The 16,819-nt window shown below is 67.5% G+C and carries 19 protein-coding genes, 1 tRNA gene and 5 pseudogenes; 13 read left to right on the plus strand and 12 right to left on the minus strand.

The window, feature by feature from the left end:
• Together ADL01_RS12920 and ADL01_RS12925 are read right to left on the minus strand one after the other, a co-directional pair.
• A pseudogene (locus tag ADL01_RS12920) lies at positions 1-190 on the minus strand (hypothetical protein); the annotation flags it as partial.
• Between the two features lie 214 nt (positions 191-404).
• Positions 405-863 carry a response regulator gene (locus tag ADL01_RS12925; RefSeq protein WP_234354614.1) on the minus strand — a complete coding sequence of 153 codons (459 nt, stop codon included), beginning with the start codon at positions 861-863 and terminating at the stop codon, positions 405-407.
• Between the two features lie 163 nt (positions 864-1,026).
• On the opposite strand from ADL01_RS12925, the gene ADL01_RS12930 reads away from it, so the two are divergent.
• Positions 1,027-1,098: transfer RNA gene (locus tag ADL01_RS12930), tRNA-Arg, on the plus strand.
• 232 nt (positions 1,099-1,330) lie between these two features.
• On the opposite strand, the pseudogene ADL01_RS41835 reads toward ADL01_RS12930, so the two are convergent.
• Positions 1,331-1,513, minus strand: a pseudogene (locus ADL01_RS41835) (site-specific integrase); the annotation flags it as partial.
• A 203-nt stretch (positions 1,514-1,716) separates the two neighbouring features.
• The gene (locus ADL01_RS46085) at positions 1,717-2,046 is read right to left on the minus strand and encodes a hypothetical protein (protein WP_078960486.1); all 330 of its coding nucleotides are present in this window, start codon (positions 2,044-2,046) and stop codon (positions 1,717-1,719) included.
• Between the two features lie 287 nt (positions 2,047-2,333).
• On the opposite strand from ADL01_RS46085, the gene ADL01_RS12935 reads away from it, so the two are divergent.
• From ADL01_RS12935 to ADL01_RS45330, 5 genes and pseudogenes are all read left to right on the plus strand, one after another.
• Positions 2,334-2,735 (plus strand): hypothetical protein, encoded by a 402-nt coding sequence (locus ADL01_RS12935; protein WP_053742102.1) that lies wholly within the window; start codon positions 2,334-2,336, stop codon positions 2,733-2,735.
• A 327-nt stretch (positions 2,736-3,062) separates the two neighbouring features.
• Positions 3,063-3,488, plus strand: coding sequence for a hypothetical protein (locus tag ADL01_RS12940; RefSeq protein WP_053742103.1), 426 nt, complete (start codon positions 3,063-3,065; stop codon positions 3,486-3,488).
• Positions 3,485-5,554, plus strand: a complete 2,070-nt coding sequence (locus ADL01_RS12945; RefSeq protein WP_053742104.1) for a tetratricopeptide repeat protein — start codon at positions 3,485-3,487, stop codon at positions 5,552-5,554. Before ADL01_RS12940 ends, ADL01_RS12945 begins: the two co-directional genes overlap by 4 nt.
• 44 nt (positions 5,555-5,598) lie before the next feature.
• Positions 5,599-5,697 (plus strand): annotated as a pseudogene (locus tag ADL01_RS47750) (hypothetical protein); the annotation flags it as partial.
• Between the two features lie 18 nt (positions 5,698-5,715).
• Positions 5,716-6,318, plus strand: a complete 603-nt coding sequence (locus ADL01_RS45330) for a tetratricopeptide repeat protein (protein ID WP_053742105.1) — start codon at positions 5,716-5,718, stop codon at positions 6,316-6,318.
• 139 nt (positions 6,319-6,457) lie between these two features.
• On the opposite strand, the gene ADL01_RS12955 is transcribed toward ADL01_RS45330, so the two are convergent.
• The 5 genes and pseudogenes from ADL01_RS12955 to ADL01_RS12965 all read right to left on the minus strand — a co-directional run bounded on the left by ADL01_RS12955 (position 6,458) and on the right by ADL01_RS12965 (position 8,287).
• Positions 6,458-6,772 carry a hypothetical protein gene (locus ADL01_RS12955; RefSeq protein ID WP_053742106.1) on the minus strand — a complete coding sequence of 105 codons (315 nt, stop codon included), beginning with the start codon at positions 6,770-6,772 and terminating at the stop codon, positions 6,458-6,460.
• A gap of 326 nt (positions 6,773-7,098) precedes the next feature.
• A complete protein-coding gene (locus ADL01_RS43660) occupies positions 7,099-7,551 on the minus strand; it encodes a DDE-type integrase/transposase/recombinase (protein ID WP_159049517.1) in 453 nt (150 codons plus the stop codon).
• Positions 7,552-7,697: 146 nt separating this feature from the next.
• A pseudogene (locus ADL01_RS47755) lies at positions 7,698-7,832 on the minus strand (IS3 family transposase); the annotation flags it as partial.
• On the minus strand, positions 7,833-7,982 hold the full coding sequence (locus ADL01_RS44665) for a hypothetical protein (RefSeq protein WP_159049518.1): 150 nt from the start codon (positions 7,980-7,982) through the stop codon (positions 7,833-7,835).
• Positions 7,979-8,287: a transposase gene (locus ADL01_RS12965; protein ID WP_030053558.1), complete on the minus strand. Its 309-nt coding sequence runs from the start codon at positions 8,285-8,287 to the stop codon at positions 7,979-7,981. The genes ADL01_RS44665 and ADL01_RS12965 overlap by 4 nt, the downstream gene beginning before the upstream one ends.
• Before the next feature lie 168 nt (positions 8,288-8,455).
• On the opposite strand from ADL01_RS12965, the gene ADL01_RS12970 reads away from it, so the two are divergent.
• The 3 genes and pseudogenes from ADL01_RS12970 to ADL01_RS47760 form a co-directional block, all read left to right on the plus strand.
• Positions 8,456-8,746 carry a hypothetical protein gene (locus ADL01_RS12970; protein ID WP_234354615.1) on the plus strand — a complete coding sequence of 97 codons (291 nt, stop codon included), beginning with the start codon at positions 8,456-8,458 and terminating at the stop codon, positions 8,744-8,746.
• A 431-nt stretch (positions 8,747-9,177) separates the two neighbouring features.
• On the plus strand, positions 9,178-9,390 hold the full coding sequence (locus ADL01_RS12975; protein WP_053742108.1) for a hypothetical protein: 213 nt from the start codon (positions 9,178-9,180) through the stop codon (positions 9,388-9,390).
• 579 nt (positions 9,391-9,969) lie between these two features.
• A pseudogene (locus ADL01_RS47760) lies at positions 9,970-10,216 on the plus strand (response regulator transcription factor); the annotation flags it as partial.
• Here ADL01_RS47760 and ADL01_RS12980 read toward each other — a convergent pair.
• Positions 10,209-11,738, minus strand: a complete 1,530-nt coding sequence (locus ADL01_RS12980) for a DUF5605 domain-containing protein (RefSeq protein ID WP_053742109.1) — start codon at positions 11,736-11,738, stop codon at positions 10,209-10,211. The pseudogene ADL01_RS47760 and the gene ADL01_RS12980 sit on opposite strands and share 8 nt — an antisense overlap.
• Before the next feature lie 319 nt (positions 11,739-12,057).
• On the opposite strand from ADL01_RS12980, the gene ADL01_RS12985 reads away from it, so the two are divergent.
• The 4 genes from ADL01_RS12985 (at position 12,058) to ADL01_RS13000 (ending at position 14,461) form a co-directional block, all read left to right on the plus strand.
• Positions 12,058-12,321, plus strand: a complete 264-nt coding sequence (locus ADL01_RS12985) for a CopG family transcriptional regulator (RefSeq protein ID WP_053742110.1) — start codon at positions 12,058-12,060, stop codon at positions 12,319-12,321.
• Positions 12,318-12,731 (plus strand): PIN domain-containing protein, encoded by a 414-nt coding sequence (locus ADL01_RS12990; protein WP_053742111.1) that lies wholly within the window; start codon positions 12,318-12,320, stop codon positions 12,729-12,731. The genes ADL01_RS12985 and ADL01_RS12990 overlap by 4 nt, the downstream gene beginning before the upstream one ends.
• A 642-nt stretch (positions 12,732-13,373) precedes the next feature.
• Positions 13,374-13,688, plus strand: coding sequence for a hypothetical protein (locus ADL01_RS41855; protein ID WP_078960489.1), 315 nt, complete (start codon positions 13,374-13,376; stop codon positions 13,686-13,688).
• A complete protein-coding gene (locus tag ADL01_RS13000) occupies positions 13,685-14,461 on the plus strand; it encodes a polysaccharide deacetylase family protein (protein WP_053742113.1) in 777 nt (258 codons plus the stop codon). Before ADL01_RS41855 ends, ADL01_RS13000 begins: the two co-directional genes overlap by 4 nt.
• Positions 14,462-14,570: 109 nt before the next feature.
• Here the strand turns inward: ADL01_RS13000 and ADL01_RS13005 are convergent, their stop codons facing one another.
• Together ADL01_RS13005 and ADL01_RS13010 are read right to left on the minus strand one after the other, a co-directional pair.
• Positions 14,571-15,713, minus strand: coding sequence for a LacI family DNA-binding transcriptional regulator (locus tag ADL01_RS13005; protein ID WP_078960490.1), 1,143 nt, complete (start codon positions 15,711-15,713; stop codon positions 14,571-14,573).
• Between the two features lie 95 nt (positions 15,714-15,808).
• Complete coding sequence (locus tag ADL01_RS13010) at positions 15,809-16,795, minus strand: hydroxyacid dehydrogenase (RefSeq protein ID WP_063783513.1); 987 nt, start codon at positions 16,793-16,795, stop codon at positions 15,809-15,811.
• Positions 16,796-16,819 lie beyond the last annotated feature (24 nt).

Below are 16,819 nucleotides of genomic sequence, written 5' to 3' on the forward strand. Positions count from 1 at the left end.
CGACATAGCGGGGGGTGCGGCCGGACGGCTTGGCCAGCTGCAGCGCGATGTTGGTGGCGTAGTCCCCGCTGCCGCCGGGCCCGGGCGGCGCGACGACGGCGCGTGCGGGGACGGCGACGCGCAACGCCCCGACGTCGACAGCACGACGCACCGCGCACAGCACGGTACGGGAGAGCTCGACGGGGGTCACGGGACAAGCGTAGGGGAGGAGGGGGGTGGGTAGGCGAGTGGGTTTGGGGTGGGGGTGGGTGTTTCGGTATGTGGACGGATGGGGTGAACGGGGGTGAGGGGGAGGGTGCGCGGGAGGGGGGTGCGGGAAAGGGTGGAGGAGGAGGGGCGGCGGAACGCTGTCCGGTCGGTCCGGGGCAGTTGCCAGCGGTCGGTTCAGGTCAGTTGCCGGCGCGTCAGCTGGCGCGCTCGGCCTCACTGGGGACGCCGAGGGAACCGAGCGGAGGTCCGAGGGCGCTCCCGAAGGAGGCGTCGCCGCGCCCACGTTCGGCCAACTGCCTTACGACGCTGATGAGTTCGGCGGGGTCAAAGGGCTTGGCGAGAAACGCGTCGACTCCGACATCGAGCCCGGCCTCGACCTCGTACGGCGTACAGGCACTGATGATGGCGAGGGGCAGGTCGCGGGTGCGAGGGTCGGCGCGCAACCGAGCGGCGGCGCCCAGACCGTCGAGGCGGGGCATCGCGACGTCAAGGGTGACGACATCGGGGCACACCTGATGAACGACATCCAGACACTCGGCACCATCAGCCGCGGTCACGACCTCGAAACCCTCCAGCTCGAGGTTGACCCTGATCAGCTGCCGGATGACCTTGTTGTCGTCCACAACAAGCACCCGGCCGGACACGCCTGGCACAACTCGAGAGTAGGTCGAGTCCGGCCACCGCGTCCGGCTTTTCCCCACTTCCACAGGCACGATCGAGGGCCGAGGAGAGCCGACGCCGCCCTCAAAACCCGTTCCTGATCACTCCGAACGAGCTGGTAGTGTTCTACTCGTCACCGCGCAACGCGCAAGACACGCCCCCGTAGCTCAGGGGATAGAGCAACGGCCTCCGGAGCCGTGTGCGCAGGTTCGAATCCTGCCGGGGGCACCCTTTATGAGGTGCCCAAAGACCCCGTCACCAGCGGAAACGCTGAGGCCGGGGTCTTCGCGTATGTGCAGGCGTGTGCCGCTCGGAGCGGCCGTAGGTCGGGTGCTGTGGACTATGTGTGGACTGGCCGCAGAGCACGAACCCGCAGGTGGGACCCAAGAAACGCCGAGGCCCCCGGACTGGAGTCCGGGGGCCATTGTGCCGCGTGTGGGTGTGTCGTAGGTGTGTCGGATCAGGTCTCGTCCGGTCGGCTGTCCTCCTGGTCGTGCTCCTCGTCGTGCTCCTGGGCGCCGTCCTCGCCGAGGAGTTCGGCGATCCGGCTGTTGGCGATGTCCTGACGGCCGTCGAGGCACTTCGCGTAGCGGCTCAGCAGCACCTCCACACTGTTGCCCGCCCGCTCCGCCGCCTCGGTCGGGCGGCGCCACCACGTGCCTGACGAAACGGGCAATCCTCCCATGGGGCCTCTTGCAAGGCTGTACCCGGTTCGTAGCCGACCCTCCTGCCGGACAAGCGACCCTTGGCCTGACGTCCCCTACTGAGATCAACGCCACCAGACGGCAATGACGGGCACGATCGAACAATGACCGCACAGCAGGACCAGGATCACGTTCCAGTTCCTCAGGGCGAGGGCGTGAAGCCGGCGGACCGGTCCAGGTGGAACGGGGAGCCCTGAGCCGTTGGGTTCCAACCACCGCGAAGAGCGAGTTCGATGGCGTCGGCAACGTCGGATGGCAGCACAGGCTTAGCCTCACGTCCGAACCAATTGCTCGGGTGTGGCTGGTTGGTCGTGACCACAAGAGTTGTCCCAGGAGTATCCGCATACTCAACGGCGAACGTGCAGGGTGTCCAAGACAGAGCCTGAGAGTAGGTCGGCCTACGTCGCAGCCTCCAGCGATAGGCCATACCGTCAACAACGATGCGTCGTGCTCCCTTGCGGCCCAGTGCCATGCCTCCTCCTCCTCGATACCGAGGATGCTAGCGAGCTTGGCTCTACGGGTCCGTCTCAGTTTCCGTCTCATTCAGCACCGTTCACGACCGTTCAGCCAGGCCCCGGACCCGCTTGCACTCCGGTGAGCGGCAGCCGGGCCTTCCCCCGTGAACGCAGGTGAACGAAGCTGCACCCAACCCATCCGCCAAGCAACAGACTTGGAAACCGTGCACCGGTGCTGACGCTGGCGTACAGGTCGCGTCAGTACTCAGTCCCCCTGTCAGAGTGGCGCTGTACGGTCCGTTGCATGGCTGAGAGACCTACGACGAGCTGGCGCGACGGCATAGCCGAGGAAGCCGAAGAGCTTGCCGCTGGCACCCTGGATCCTGAGTGCGCGTGCATGGCGGGACTGTTCCCTGAAGAACTGCTCACGTCGACCGATGCCGTCCTCGACACCTTCGAGAGTGAGCTTCCCGGGCTGAGTGAGGCAGACGACGCGCAGATCTTCGGCGTCGTGGAACGCGTCGTCATGGCCTTGAACGCCGTGAACGAAGCCCACAACGAAAGCGCCTACGAAACCGACGAGCGCGAGCAACTGTGCGACTTCATCGACCAGTCGCTCACCGAGCACGGCATTGATCTCGTCGCACTGGCTGCCCGGCATGGACTCGGCCGGTACCAGATCACGGACAAGTGGCGGAAGTGGTAAGGCCGCTCGCTGACGCTGCCCGCTGGGCACCCGTTCCTGACACAGCGCCGTTGCCGCACCACAAACGCACCAGATCGAGCGGGGAACAGCGGGGAATCACGGGGAAAGCGGCCAGGCCCGACGGCACCACCCCGCGACCGTTTCTCCCAGGTCAGCGACAAGACCAGCCCCAAGTGCCCGCAGCTTCCCAAGCTGGTGGCACGAGGCGTGAGAAGCCGAGAGTGGGGCGGGGGAACCGCCGCGGGCGGTTTGGGCGTTTTAGCTTCCAAGCCGGGGCGGTGATTCTACCCTGGTGTTCTTTCGGAGCCGCGTGGGTCAGGGGATCAAGTGAGTGCTGAGATCGTGCAGTTGGTGGAGCAGGCGGGCCCGGCCGTGACGGCCGCAGTGGGTGCTTACGGTGTAGCGGTGCTGACGCGGGCGCAGGATGCTGCTGCCGAGGCGACGGTCGGTCTGGGGCAGCGGATCCTGCAACTGGTCTGGCGGCGCAGGGACGAGGCGGGCCGGACGGAGTTGGAACGGGTCGTGGGTGAGGCCGCCGACGAGCAGGATGACGCCTACTCCGCGGCTGTGCTGGGCCGGCTCCTGCGGCGTGCGTTGCAGGACGATCCCGGACTGCGGGAGGAACTGTCGGCCATGGTGCCCGCCCCGGCTGCGGGTACGGTCACGATCACGGCGTCCGGCGAGCGGTCGATCGCCGCCCAGCACATCGGCACCGCGATCACCGGTGACGGTCACACCCCGCCCCGACCGTGAGCACGGGCGAGGCTGCCTCCGAGTCACGGATCGAGGCGATCGGACCGCAGTCGATCGCCGCCCAGTACATCGACACCGCGATCACAGGTGACGTACTGCCGCCCGAGGCGTTGCAAGAGGCAAAGCGGGTGACCGCGGCGCCGGGCACCTCGAATCTGCCCCCGGCGCCGCTGTGCCTGGGCCGTCAGGAAGAACTGGCCTGGCTGCGGGATGCCCTGAGCGGCCGACGCGAGGGGGCGATCACGCAGGGCGGGGCCGTGCACGGTCTGGGCGGGATCGGAAAGAGCACGCTCGCCCTGCACTACGCCCACCGTCACCGTGACGACTACACGCTGATCTGGTGGATCAACGCAGCCTCCCCCGACGAGATCGAGACCTCGCTGGCCGTCCTCACCCAGACTCTGGTTCCGGGCTGGGCCGCCACGGCCGAGCGCGCGGCGCTGGTGGCATGGGCGCGGCAGTGGCTGGCCTGGCATCCGGGCTGGCTGCTGGTCTATGACAACGTCGATGACCCCGACGACCTCGCCCCGTATACGGGGGCGCTCCACCAGGGGCACCATCTGGCCACGAGCCGCCGCACCACCGGCTGGCCCGACACCACCCCCACCCTGACCCTGGGCAACCTCCACCCGGAAGACGCCACCACCCTGTTGTGCCGTCTCGTGTTCAAGGACACCCCGCCCACGGCGCGCCAGCAGGCCGATGCCCACGCTCTTGCCGCTGACCTGGGATATCTGCCACTGGCGATCAAGCAGGCCGGTGCCTACCTCGCGCAGAACCGTGGCATCAGCCTCGACGCCTACCGCCGGCGCCTGGACACCAAATTCGCCAAGACCGCCCACGGCTTCGACGCCAAGCGCACCCTCGCCCGTATCTGGAACGTCACCCTCGACGTCCTGGAGCAGGAAGATCCGCTGGCCGTTCAGGTGTTGTACACCGCTGCCTGGCTCGCCCCCGACGACATCCCCCACACCCTGCTCACACCGCCCGACACCGACCCGGACGACATCGCCGAAGCCATCGGCACCCTGACCACCTACAGCATGATCACCGCCACCGACACCACCCTCAGCATCCACCGCATGGTCCAAGCCGTTCTCCGCACACCCCAGACCAATAACGACACGGAACGGCCCCAGCACTTCCGAGGCCGCGACAGCGCCGAACAGGCAGTCCTCCACAGCCTGACTCCGCCTTCGGGCCACGACAGCACCACCGACAGCCAGTGGGACACCTTCACCCCCCACCTCGTCACCCTCGCTGCCACCACCCCACCCGGACACCACAACCCTCCACTGACCAACGCATACAACACCACCGCCCAGCGCCTCCATCACCAAGGCCACACCGCCCGCGCCACCCCCCTGTACGAGGCCACCCTCGCCCAGTGCGAGCAGGTCCTGGGCGACACCGATCCCGACACCCTGGCCAGCCGCGGCAACCTCGCGCTCGCTTACGAGTCGGTGGGGGATCTCGGACGCGCCATCCCTTTGTTCGAGGCCACCCTCGCCCAGTGCGAGCAGGTCCTGGGCGACACCCACCCCCACACCTTGGCCACCCGCATCAACCTCGCCGGCGCCTACCGGTCGGTGGGGGATCTGGGACGCGCCATCCCCTTGTACGAGGCCACCCTCACCCAGTTCGAGCAGGTGCTGGGCGACACCCACCCCCACACCCTGAACAGCCGCAACAACCTCGCCGGCGCTTACGAGTCGGTGGGGGATCTGGGACGCGCCATCCCCTTGTACGAGGCCACCCTCACCCAGTGCGAGCAGGTCCTGGGCGACACCGATCCCAGGACCCTGATCACCCGCAGCAACCTCGCTGGCGCTTACGAGTCGGTGGGGGATCTGGGACGCGCCATCCCCCTGCACGAGGCCACCCTCGCCCAGTGCGAGCAGGTCCTGGGCGACACCCACCCCAACACCCTGACCAGCCGCAACAACCTCGCGCTCGCCTACTACGCGGCGGGCGATCTGGGGCGCGCCATCACTCTGTTCGAAGCCACCCTCGCCCAGTACGAGCAGGTCCTGGGGTCCTGGGCGACACCCACCCCCACACCCTGACTGGCCGCAACCACCTCGCCGACGCCTACCGGGCGGCGGGGGATCTGGGGCGCGCCATCACTCTGCACGAGGCCACCCTCGCCCAGTACGAGCAGGTCCTGGGCGACACCCACCCCGACACCCTGAACAGCCGCAACCACCTCGCCGGCGCCTACAAGTCGGTGGGGGATCTGGGACGCGCCATCCCCCTGTACGAGGCCACCCTCAGCCAGCGCGAGCAGGTGCTGGGCGACACCCACCCCGACACCCTGGCCACCCGCAACAACCTCGCCCACGCCTACAAGTCAGCGGGGGATCTGGGACGCGCCATCCCCCTGTACGAGGCCACCCTCACCCAGTCCGAGCAGGTCCTGGGCGACACCCACCCCAACACCCTGGCCACCCGCAACAACCTCGCGCTCGCCTACTACGCGGCGGGCGATCTGGGGCGCGCCATCACTCTGTTCGAAGCCACCCTCGCCCAGTACGAGCAGGTCCTGGGCCAGTACGAGCAGGTCCTGGGCGACACCCACCCCAACACCCTGAACAGCCGTAACCACCTCGCGCTCGCCTACTACGCGGTGGGGGATCTGGGGCGCGCCATCACTCTGTTCGAAGCCACCCTCGCCCAGTACGAGCAGGTCCTGGGCGACACCCACCCCCACACCCTGACGGGCCGCAACAACCTCGCCCACGCCCGCCTAGCTACCCAAGCTGTACAGCAGACAAGTACAGCAACCTCTGCAACCGACCATGACCGACAACCACCCTCAGGGACCAAATAGAAGCCCCTATGCCCCTTGTCGACCGATCTCTATAGAGCTACGGATCAGAAGGCCACGGCAAGTGAACCGTCCGGCTCCCGCCGAACGGTCTCTCAGTCTCAGTCGCGCCCGCTTCTCTGTGGTAACGCTGTCTCGGCTGTTACCGGCCCGGCTTCCAGTCCGCATCGAGGATGGCAGCATGCACGGCGGCAACGATCATCGTGATGGCAAGGACGCCACCCACCCAGTTCTTCGGGTTACCGAGAACCGACCCCAGGACAGCGGACCCGTAGATGATCACCGCGTACACAGCTGGCACGGCCATGCTGACAACCCGCTTCTTGGCGGCGACGAAAAACAAGGGCGGGGCAAGAAGGCCGGCCGACGCTACGACCACAACGACCCAGATCACCTTGTGCAGTGTGTTCGTGTACATGCGAGCTTGGATGGGCGCGTTGATGTGCGGGCTGCTCATGGTTCCCCCTGACTTCAGTGGGCGCTCAGTGTGACCTACAGCACCCGAAAAGTGGGGCCTTTCGGAGGATTCACTGAACAACCCCAGTGTTCGCCAGCTCGGTCCCGTCTCAGATTCCGTCTCATTCAGCGCCGTTCACGACCGTTCAGACGGGACCGAAGCCGGTAGCCCCTCTCGCGACCGCCCGCCGATGAACGCAGGTGAACGGCCCCGTCCGAGGCACCAGAGCCCACCACCACAGTTGGAAAGCGTGTGGAGGGTGAGGTTCCCCCGCTGCGCGGGAGTGGCTGACTAGCAGGGCAGGGCGGGTTGACGTGGTTTCAGGTTCACTGGTTCGGCCGCTGCCTGGTCGGCGTAGCGCTTCTCTTCGAACTCGATGGGGCTGAGGTAGCCGAGGCGCTTCTGGATGCGGCGGGGTTATAGAAGCCGTCGATGTATTCGAAGAGCGCGAGATTCGCCTCGGCTCTGGTGTCGAAGGTCCGTCCGCGGATGCACTCGGTCTTGATCAGCATCCACAGGTTCTCCGCCAGGGCATTGTCGAAGGAGTCGCCGACCGAGCCCATGGACGCCCGAACGCCTGCTCTGACCAGGCGTGTTGTGAGCTTGATAGACGTGTATTGCGTGCCGTGATCCGCATGGTGGACGAGTTCGCCGGGGGTGACCTCGCGGCTGGCGAGCGCGTACTCGAGGGAGGTGAGGACCAGGTCGGCGTCCGCGCGGGCGGAGGTCTCCCAGGCCACGACTCTGCGGGAGAAGGCGCGCGGATCGCCGACAGCCACAGTGGCCCCTCCAGGGTGGGGATCATGGTCAGGTCGGTGACCCACAGCCGGTTCGGCGCGTGTGCCGTGAAGTCGCGTTGCACCAGGTCAGGGGCGAGGTCGGCGTCTGGGTCCCGGCGGGTGAAACCCTTGCTCCTGCGGGGGCTGATCCCGGCCAGGCCGGCCTGGCGCATGAGCCGCTCGACCCGCTTGCGGCCGACGCGGACACCCTCGCGCTTGAGGACGGCATGGATCCTGGGCGATCCGTAGATCCCGGCGGAGTCCTGGTGGATCTGCCGGATCTACCCGGTCAGCTCGGTGTCCTGGCGGATCCGTTCGCAGGGGTCCTTCTCGGCCTGGCGCCAGCGGTAGTAGGTGGAGGAGGGGATGTGCAGTTCCCGCATTACGGGCTCGACCCCCAGGTGCGGGTGCTCGTCGAGGAGCGCTCTCACCTGGGCCGGGTCGGGTCGAGCTGTGCGGCGAAAAAAGCCGAGGCCGTCCGCAGGACCTCGTTCGCCCGGCGCAGGTCCCGCACCTCGCGCCGCAGCTGGGCGAGCTCGTTCTTCTCTTCGGTGGTCAGCAGGTCGTCCCGCTCGCCGGCGTCGGCCTCGGCCTGCCGGATCCAGTTGCGCAGGGCTTCGTGGTGCACGCCGAGTTCCTCGGCCATGCGGCGGATCACCGGCTTCGGCTCGGCGGTCCGGTACATCCGCACCGCACGCTCACGCAACTCCAGCGGGTACTTCCTCGGGGCAGGCATCGTCTGGGCTCCTCTCATGAGACCCATCTGACCCGCTGTCACCTTTCCCCGCATCTCGGGGGAACCTCAAGGGCGATGTGCGAGCGCCCCAACTCGCTTGACATGGTTGAACCGTCATGAGGTGATCCACCCACTTGATCCTTTGCGGGGAGAACTCTTGTGTTGTACATGGCCGTGACGCTTGCTGGTGCCGATTCACCGAAAGAACACCTCCAGCTGGCCGCCTTCACGGCGATGGCAGCGGTCGTCTTCATAGGGCTGGGGCGGAGGCAACGCCGCACCGGGCGCAGCCTGATCGCTCCGAACGAGACGATGAGAGCAGGCGACCGGCTGATCCAACCACCGCCGCCAAGCCGCGGCCACCGAACCGCCGGGTGCGTGTGGATCGGCGTCGGGGGCATCTTCGTCCTGCCGGCGGTGTTCAACGTCGTGGCGGCGATCCGCCAGCTCATCGGCTAAGCGTCCGGGCGGGCCGATTGCGCTGGGATATCAGCGCACCACAACCGCACCAGATCGGGCGGGGACCAGCGGGGAATCACGGTGAGTGCAGCCAGGCCCGACGACAACGTACCTCATCCGTTCGCCCAGGTCAGAGCCTGAACCTCCCTCAAATGACTGGAGCTTCCCAAGCTGAGAGCGCAAGATCGAGTGTTCTCAGCCGGGTTCGGCAACCCGGTAGCCTCGATCGTGTGCATGTCGCAGCTCGCATATATCGGCGTTTCTGTCGTCTCCCCGCCGCCCTCCAGGGGCTCACATGGCTTGTCCTCTTCCTAGTGATCCTCAGTTCGGGGTGGTCTCTATGGAACGGGGACGCGAACGCTCAGTCCGGAGCATCAGGCAGGAAGCGCTCAACTAGCGTTTACAGCCATGGCTATTCGATCACCGATACCGTGCTGACCCACAACCAAATCACGCTGGAGATCCCAGGCTTTGGACCCGGAACCGCGCAAGACACCTTGCTCAAGAACTGCCAGGTGATCGTGCAGCGGATCATGGCGAGCGGGGAGGCACCCACAGGCTTCTACTCGGCTCCCGACGAGTGGTACCACGGCTGCACTGATGCCCTGGCTGAGTGGTTCGCCAAGCGGGATCAGCAGCCATAGGGCCCAGCGCCAGCCCGCATGAGCCGCCCGGCATCCCGAATGACCCTCAGTGGCCGATCTCTGGAGAGCACGGATCAGAAGAGTTTCTGACATCCACAACTGTCATCAACGACGCCGGACGGAGGCGTACACCAGCGACTCTGTCTGGCCGTAGCACCTGTCGCCGGCCGCAGTCGAAGCGGGCTCGGATCGAAAAAATCCTAAAGCGGTGCTCAGCCAGCCGTGGCCTATCCGTGGACTCGTCCCACATAATCTGCCGTGTGCAGGGCTCTGACCTGCGGCGTTACCCGAGACCCAAGCGGCCTCCGGAGCCGTGTGCGCAGGTTCGAATCCTGCCGGGGGCACCCTGTATGAGGTGCCTAAAGACCCCGTGAACAGCAGAGATGCTGAGTGCGGGGTCTTTGCGTGTGTGCAGTCCTGTGCCACTCGGAGCGGCCCTATGTCGAGGTCCGTGGAGTATTCGTGGACACGATCTTGAGGCATCGTCCCTGGTCAGCCCAAGGAACGGCGAAGGCCCCAAGGACGGATCCAGGGGCCTGAAGGCTAGCGCGGCGCGTGTGGGATCACTCGTACTCCGCGCCTTTGGCGCCCCCGGAGAAGCTCCAGGACCTCACTCCGCGGGAACGGCAGGTCACCGCCCTGGCGGCCGAAAGCAAATCCAACCCGGAGATCGCCAGAGATCGCCAAGGAACTGACCCTCAGCGTGCTGAGCATCCGTACGCGCATCCACCGCGCCACGACCAAGCTGAACGACCGCGGCCGCGCCCAACTCGTCGTCATCGCCTGTCGGACCGGCCTCGTCCAACCCGCGCCACGGGTCAGGTGAGCGCCGACGGTGCCTCCCCGGATTCCCCCGTGTCGGCGTCGTCCGGCAAACGGGTCAGACGGACGGCCATGTACGGGCGACCCGGCAGCTCCACGCGCGCGCTGGAGTCCGCCGTCACGCCGACACGGTCGATCGTCATGGCCCACGTGTCGATCACGTCGATCGCGTAGCGCCCGTTGGCGGGCACGCTGATGTGCCGGAACCGTGGGCGGTTGAAGCCGAAGTAGATGAGTTCGCACGCGTCCTGGACCCCGCCGCGGGGGGCATCCCAGTCGGAGGGCAGGGGGTCGAAGACGCCGGTGGGGGACTCGCGGATGACGCGGTGCAGGAACGCGATGCGTTCAGGGCTGGTCCCGGCCAACTCGCCGCCCTTGGACCACCACAGTTCCTCGGCGTCGTTGAGATAGGTCTCGCCGTGCTGGACGTACCCGCCACGCACTGCGCCCTCCCAGCAGCGCCGCACAAGTTCCTCACCCGTGAGGTTCCCCCAGCCCTGGTCGATGTCGCCTTCGTACCCGCACTCGTCGATCACGATGGGCTTGCCCCACTGTTCCCGCCAGGTGTCGGTGTTCTCCGCGGTGCGGTAGACGTCGACGCGCTGGATGCTGCAGTGGGTGATCCACGGCTTCGCGTAGTCGTAGAACGGGCCGCAGTTGTGGATGGAGGTCAGGTGACCGAGCGGGTCCTCTTCGGCCACGATGCCGGCCAGACGCTCCCAGTCTGCCTCGCTCTTGGCCTCCACCAGGTCGTACTCGTTGGCCATCGACCACCACACGTTCGACAGCGCCGACAGCCGCCGGACGGCGTACCGCGTCAGCCGGTCGTCGGCGTCGCGTCCGAGCTGGGCGAAGCCCCACCGGTCGTAGGGGTGGAAGAGGATGACGTCCGCCTCGATCCCCAACTCCCGCAGCGCGCGCACCTCCTCCTCGAAGCGGCGGAAGAACCGGGGGTCGAAGCGGGTGGTGTCCCAGCCGGCCGCCACAGAGCCGGGGAACGGGTACAGCTCGGGCTCGTCGGTGTTGTAGGAATACGCCTTGGGCAGCAGGCACATCCGCACCTTGGTGAAGCCGCTTGCCGCCAGCGTGCGCCGGGTTGCGGCCCGCAGGCGTTCGACCTGGTGCGTCCAGGCGTACGCGGTGGTTCCGATCGGCAGGTACCGGGTGCCGTCGGCGTACGCGAAGTGATGGCGCTCGGCCACCCGCACCGGACCGTGGAGGCCCGGAGCGGCCGGCCCGGTCAGGAAGGCGCCGGAGAGGCCGTCAAGCGAGCGTGCGGTGGACGATGTGACGAAGGTCCAGGATCCCTCGATGTCGGGCATGAATCGGATCCGGTACGTTCCGTCTCCGTCGTAGAAGCCGCCGACGCGCAGTTCGCGCTGCCCGTCGCTGAATGTTGCGCCGAGTTCGACATCGGTGAACGGGTTGCCGTGTGACGGTCCGTCGAGCTCGATCTCGAACACGTCCCATCGAGCGCAGTGCTCGTCGTGACGTATGCGGGCAGTCGTCTCGACATGGTGATCCATAAAACCCACGATAGTGGTCTTCGCCGTAAGTCCTTCGGGGGTTGATCACGTTTCCGGGGCGGTGGAGGATTCTTCTGGGTGATCGGCGGTGTGTCCGTCGAGTCTGGCCCGGATTGTCCAGGTCGGAGGTGGTGAACCTCCACTGGAACGGCTGTGCCGTGGCGTTGGAGCGGTCTTCGAACCCTCGGAGCCGTTCCCGGACCCCTGGAGTCCCGTCGTCACCCAAACCCGGATTCGAGCTCGCGTCGGACCAGACCCGCGGCGACTGTCTCTGCCAGCTCCATCCGAACAGGGGAGGATGCAAGGTAGGATAGGTAGCATGAGCGAGCCTACCGGCAAGTACTCGATCACCATGCCGCGCGATATCGCCGAAGCCGCCAAGGCCCGCAGCGGGCCCTCCGGGCTGTCCGCTTACGTCGCCGCAGCCGTCGCCCGCCAGATCGAGCGGGACAACCTGAACGAACTCATCACGGTGGCGGAGGCCGAACACGGCCCCATCACCGACGAAGAGATTCAGGCTCTGCGCGACCAACTCCATCAAGCCCGAGACCAACAGGCCCAAGGCGGGGCGAACGCCGCGTGACCCCCTCCCCCGCCACCCCCGGCGGCACCCTGGTCCTCGACAGCGAAGGGCTGGCCAAGGCCGTCCTGCGCGAGCGTACTGTCACCGGCTGGCTCGCCCTCGCCCGCGCCGACGACCTGCGGGTGATCACTTCCGCAGCCACCCTCGTGGAAGTGATCCACCCACGGATCAATCGCCCAGCACTGGAATGGACCCTGTCCCGCCTCGTCATCGAACCGGTCACCGAGCCCATCGCCCGTCACGCCGCCGCACTCCTCGCCGACGCCGGCCTGCACGGCCACAAGTACGCCATTGACGCCATGCTCAGCGCCACGGCGCTGGCCGCCCCCGGCCCCGTCACCGTTCTCACCTCTGACCCCGAGGACCTCGCCACGCTCTGCCGCGGGCGCGTCACCGTCATCAAGATCTGAGGGCACACCGCCCGCCCGATCAATGACAATGCCCACGCCTACGTACAGCCGGGTCGGCCTTGAGTCATCGGCCCCCGGAAGCCGGAAACTCGGTATGGGCACACACCCCCAGCCATCAGGAAGAGAAGCCGTAGGACCTGCCCGCGCACCCCGAAACGGCTCCCGATACGGCGGAACTGACGAGCATCAGACTGAAGTTCGCCACAAGCAACCAAATAGGGTATTTCACTTTCGCGGGACATGCGCGGGACATGCGCGGGACGGCGGGCTTGACGGCCGGTCAGATGGGTCGCCGACCTGCCAAAACCTGTGGGAACCGTCCGGTCTCCGGAGCCGTGTGCGCAGGTTCGAATCCTGCCGGGGGCACTCGCCACACAGCCAGCAAGAATCAAGCGCTGAGCTGGGCGGATGCCGACATGAGGGAGCGGGAGTCAGTCTCACTGACTCCCGCTCTTTCTCGTTGTCTCTCAGTGTTCACGCACTATCTGCGATACACGCGACACACCGTGACGGTCAGTCAGCGGACAACGACCCAGCACCGCTCAACTTCGTAGACCCGCCGAAGACACCGTCGGCCGGTTCCTGGCCGATGCTGCCCACGGCTTCCCCTCCGCACCCCGCGGAGATCCTGAAGACGAGGATGTGGTCATCGCCGTCGTGGGAGTCGTCGTGGTCCTTGTCCTGCTGGTGCTGGTCGTCGTCACCCGCTACAAGGTGGCCGGTCCCCGTGAGGCGTTCATCGTCACCGGGCGGCGCGGCAAGAAGGCCGACGATCACCACTCTCGTGCCAGGCCGGCATGGCCGTGCGGCTTGTTGACGAGAACCGGCGACAATCCGGCAGCCGTAGGCGCGCGGCGCACCAGCCCCACCGGAAACGCGCTGCTCATACGTGTTCTGCCTCACTATCCGACGCCCCAGGGCAACCCTTCCGGCGTCGAAAACTTCTCCTTTAGGTGAACATCCTCAAGACTCGGCGTCGTCTTCTCATATTCATAACCCTGGCCGTGGTGGTGGCCGTGACGGTGATCGTCGTGCTCGTCATCCGGGCGAACGCGATGGAGACGGTCTCCCCCCGCGAGGAACGCGACCGGGCCGCGTCCGGAGTAAACGTTCCTTCGGGGCAGGTGGACTGTCGGAAGGTCAAGTGCGTCGCGCTCACCTTCGACGGCAACCCCGGCGAACCCACCGACCGGCTGCTGGACCTGTTGGAGGAGTACAAGGCGCCGGCGACGTTCTTCCTCGAGGGTCGGCGTATCCACAAGTTCCCCGATGTGGTCCGGCGGATCGCCAAGGACGGCCACGAGATCGGGGACCACACCTGGACGCACGCGGTGCTGACCGATGTCTCCGACGCGCAGATCCGCGACGAGCTGCGCCGCACGGCGCGGGCCATCTCCGGCCTCACCGGCACCGAGCCGACGCTGATGCGCCCGCCGCAGGGTCGCACCGACGACCGCGTCTCCAAGGTCTCGAAAGAGCTGGGGATGGCGCAGGTGCTGTGGACGGTGACCGCCAAGGACTACGAGACGGACGACACCGCGCTGATCACCAAGCGCGTGCTCGACGGCGTCGACCGCGACGGGATCATCCTGCTCCACCCGCTGCACAAGGGCACCGTGCCTGCCATGCCTTCCATCCTGAAGGCGCTCAGCAAGCAGGGCTACACCTTCGTGACCGTCTCCCAGTTGCTCGCTCCGTCCAAGGCCGAGCCCGGCAAGATCTACAAGTGACGTCCCATTCCCACACCGCCTCCAGCACGCGCGGTCGCGTAGTCCCATAATCCGCTTACGCCCGTGCCGACTTCGGCGAAGGAGACGCAAGAGGTGTGCCGGTTCCCCGTCACCTCCGCCTCTTCCTCGCCCGCCCCGTCCCCGGCGCCCCCACCGACTGCCGTACGACCAACTGCGTCCCCAGGATCACGTGATCGCCGCCCGCGGCGCGCCGTTCGCCGTCCAGGGCCAGTCGGACCGCCGTGCGGCCCAAGTCCTCGTAGGGCACCCGGAGGGTCGTCAGTGATGTCGACAGGTCGGCCGCGAAGGGGACGTCGTCGAAGCCCATGATCGAGATGTCGCCGGGGACGGTCAGGCCCGATTCCCGCAGGGCCGCCATCACTCCCGTGGCCACCATGTCCGTGCCCGCGAAGACCGCCGTGAAGTCGAGGTCCGCCTTCAGGGCGTCCCGCATTCGGTCGTAGCCCGAGGCGCGGGTGTAGGTGCCGGGGATGTCCAGTTCCTCGGCGTACGGGACGCCGTGGGCGCGCAGCGCCTGGAGGTAGCCTGCCCGGCGTTGTTCGGCGGTGCTCATCTTGGGGTTGCCGCCCAGGAAGAGGATGCGGCGGTGGCCGGCCGTGAGCAGGTGGTCGCCCGCCTGGAAGGCGCCGCCCCGGTTGTCGTAGTCGACGACCGTCACCGGGAGGTCGCCCGGTAGGGGCGGGCGGCCGCACAGGACGAGACGGGAGCCGGCGGCGTGCAGCGCCCTTGTGTATTCGGCCATGCGTTCGTGGTACGCCTCGTCCAGTACCGCGCCGCCGACGAGAATGACCGCGGCCGCGTGCTGTTCCCGCATGAGTTGGACCAGGTCGTGTTCGCGCTTCTGGTCACCGTGCGTGGTGCAGATGAGGCTCAGTCGGCCTCGGGCGGCGGCCTCCTGTTCGACTCCTGCGGCGACCTCGGCGAACGACGGGCCGATGATCTGGTCCATGACGAGAGCGACGGGGCCCGCGACGCCGCCGGACAGCGCCTTGGCGTGGACGTTCACCACGTAGTGCAGGGAATCGACCGCCGCCATGACGCGGGCGCGGGTCTCGGCGGAGACGGGGTGGCTGCCGGCCAGGGCCCTGGAAACGGTTGCCACCGACACGCCCGCCTTGGCCGCGACATCGCGGATCGTGCTGGGCCGGTCGCTCTCGGCGGCGTTCCGTCTGCGCCTGCCCGAGGTGGCGTGAGGGCCCTGTTTCCGGGCTTCGGTTCCGTTCTCCGTCACGTGCCGACGCTACTGCACCGCCGGTGCGTCAACCGGTCGCTGAGCAGCAACTCCCCCCTTCGGAGTGAAAACGGTTACATACTCAGGCAGGGTGCCTACGCGCTCCTCGCCAGGTCACTGCGCCGGACTCGGTGGGCCGGCGGCAACCCCGCCGCGAGCAGGGCCAGCTCGTCCACCACCGTCCCGCCCAGACGGGCGAGTTCGTTGCCCAGTGAGCCGGCGATGTGCGGTGTGAGGAACACGTTGGGCAGGTCGTACAGGGGAGAATCCGCAGGCAGGGGCTCCGGTTCCGTCACGTCCAGTACGGCGCTGAGGCGGCCGGAGACCAGTTCGGCGGTGAGCGCTTCGTGGTCCACCAGGGCGCCCCGGGAGGTGTTGATCAGGACGCCGCCGTCCGGGATGAGGGCGAGCCGGTCGCGGTCGAGCATGCGGAACGTCTCCGGGATGTCCGGGGCGTGCAGGGTGACGATGTCGCTGGTGCGCAGCAACTCCTCCAGGGTGAGCGGGGTCGCGCCCAGCGTCCTGGCCTCGTCGGCGTCCACGTACGGGTCGTAGAGCGTGGTCGTCAGTTCGAACGGGCGGAGCAGGTCCAGCAGTCGGCGGCCCACCCGCGAGGCGCCGATCACGCCGACCCTGCGGCCCAGGTTGCCCACCCGCGCGTAGTCGTGGGGAGCCGGGTGGACCCGCTCGCGGCGGAAGCGTTCCCGCAGGCCGAACGCGTCCTTGCCCGCGAGGAGGACGGCGGCCAGGGTGTACTCGGCCACCGGGAGCGCGTTGACCTCGACCGCACTGGAGACGGTGAGACCTCGCTCCCAGCCCGCGTCGGCGATCAGCCGGCGAACGCTGCCCGCGGCGTGCAGGACGGTGTGCAGCCGGGGCGCGGCGGCCAGGACTCCGGCGTCGACGCGCGGGCAGCCCCAGCCGGTGATCAGGACTTCCGTCTCGGCCAGTGCGGCAGCGGCGCCGGGGGCGGTGAAGTCCTGGACGACCAGGGTGGGATCGATCCGCGCGAGTTCCAGCAGCCGTTCCATCAGGGCGGGCGGGAAGAGTTCGGGCAGGTGCACCGGGTCCATCGCGAACAGGGTGACCGGGGGGTGGGGCAGGGG

This window comes from Streptomyces sp. NRRL WC-3618 (assembly GCF_001280005.1).
In the GTDB taxonomy this organism is placed as follows: Bacteria; Actinomycetota; Actinomycetes; order Streptomycetales; family Streptomycetaceae; genus Streptomyces.

What these genes read in the sequence shown, in the direction of transcription:
- ADL01_RS12935 (WP_053742102.1), top strand. Translation starts at nt 2,334, where the DNA reads ATGGCTGAGAGACCTACGACGAGCTGGCGCGACGGCATAGCCGAGGAA.
- ADL01_RS12985 (WP_053742110.1), top strand. Translation starts at nt 12,058, where the DNA reads ATGAGCGAGCCTACCGGCAAGTACTCGATCACCATGCCGCGCGATATC.
- ADL01_RS12955 (WP_053742106.1), bottom strand. Translation starts at nt 6,772, where the DNA reads ATGAGCAGCCCGCACATCAACGCGCCCATCCAAGCTCGCATGTACACG.
- ADL01_RS46085 (WP_078960486.1), bottom strand. Translation starts at nt 2,046, where the DNA reads ATGGCACTGGGCCGCAAGGGAGCACGACGCATCGTTGTTGACGGTATG.
- ADL01_RS12970 (WP_234354615.1), top strand. Translation starts at nt 8,456, where the DNA reads ATGGCCGTGACGCTTGCTGGTGCCGATTCACCGAAAGAACACCTCCAG.
- ADL01_RS12965 (WP_030053558.1), bottom strand. Translation starts at nt 8,287, where the DNA reads ATGCCTGCCCCGAGGAAGTACCCGCTGGAGTTGCGTGAGCGTGCGGTG.
- ADL01_RS12980 (WP_053742109.1), bottom strand. Translation starts at nt 11,738, where the DNA reads ATGGATCACCATGTCGAGACGACTGCCCGCATACGTCACGACGAGCAC.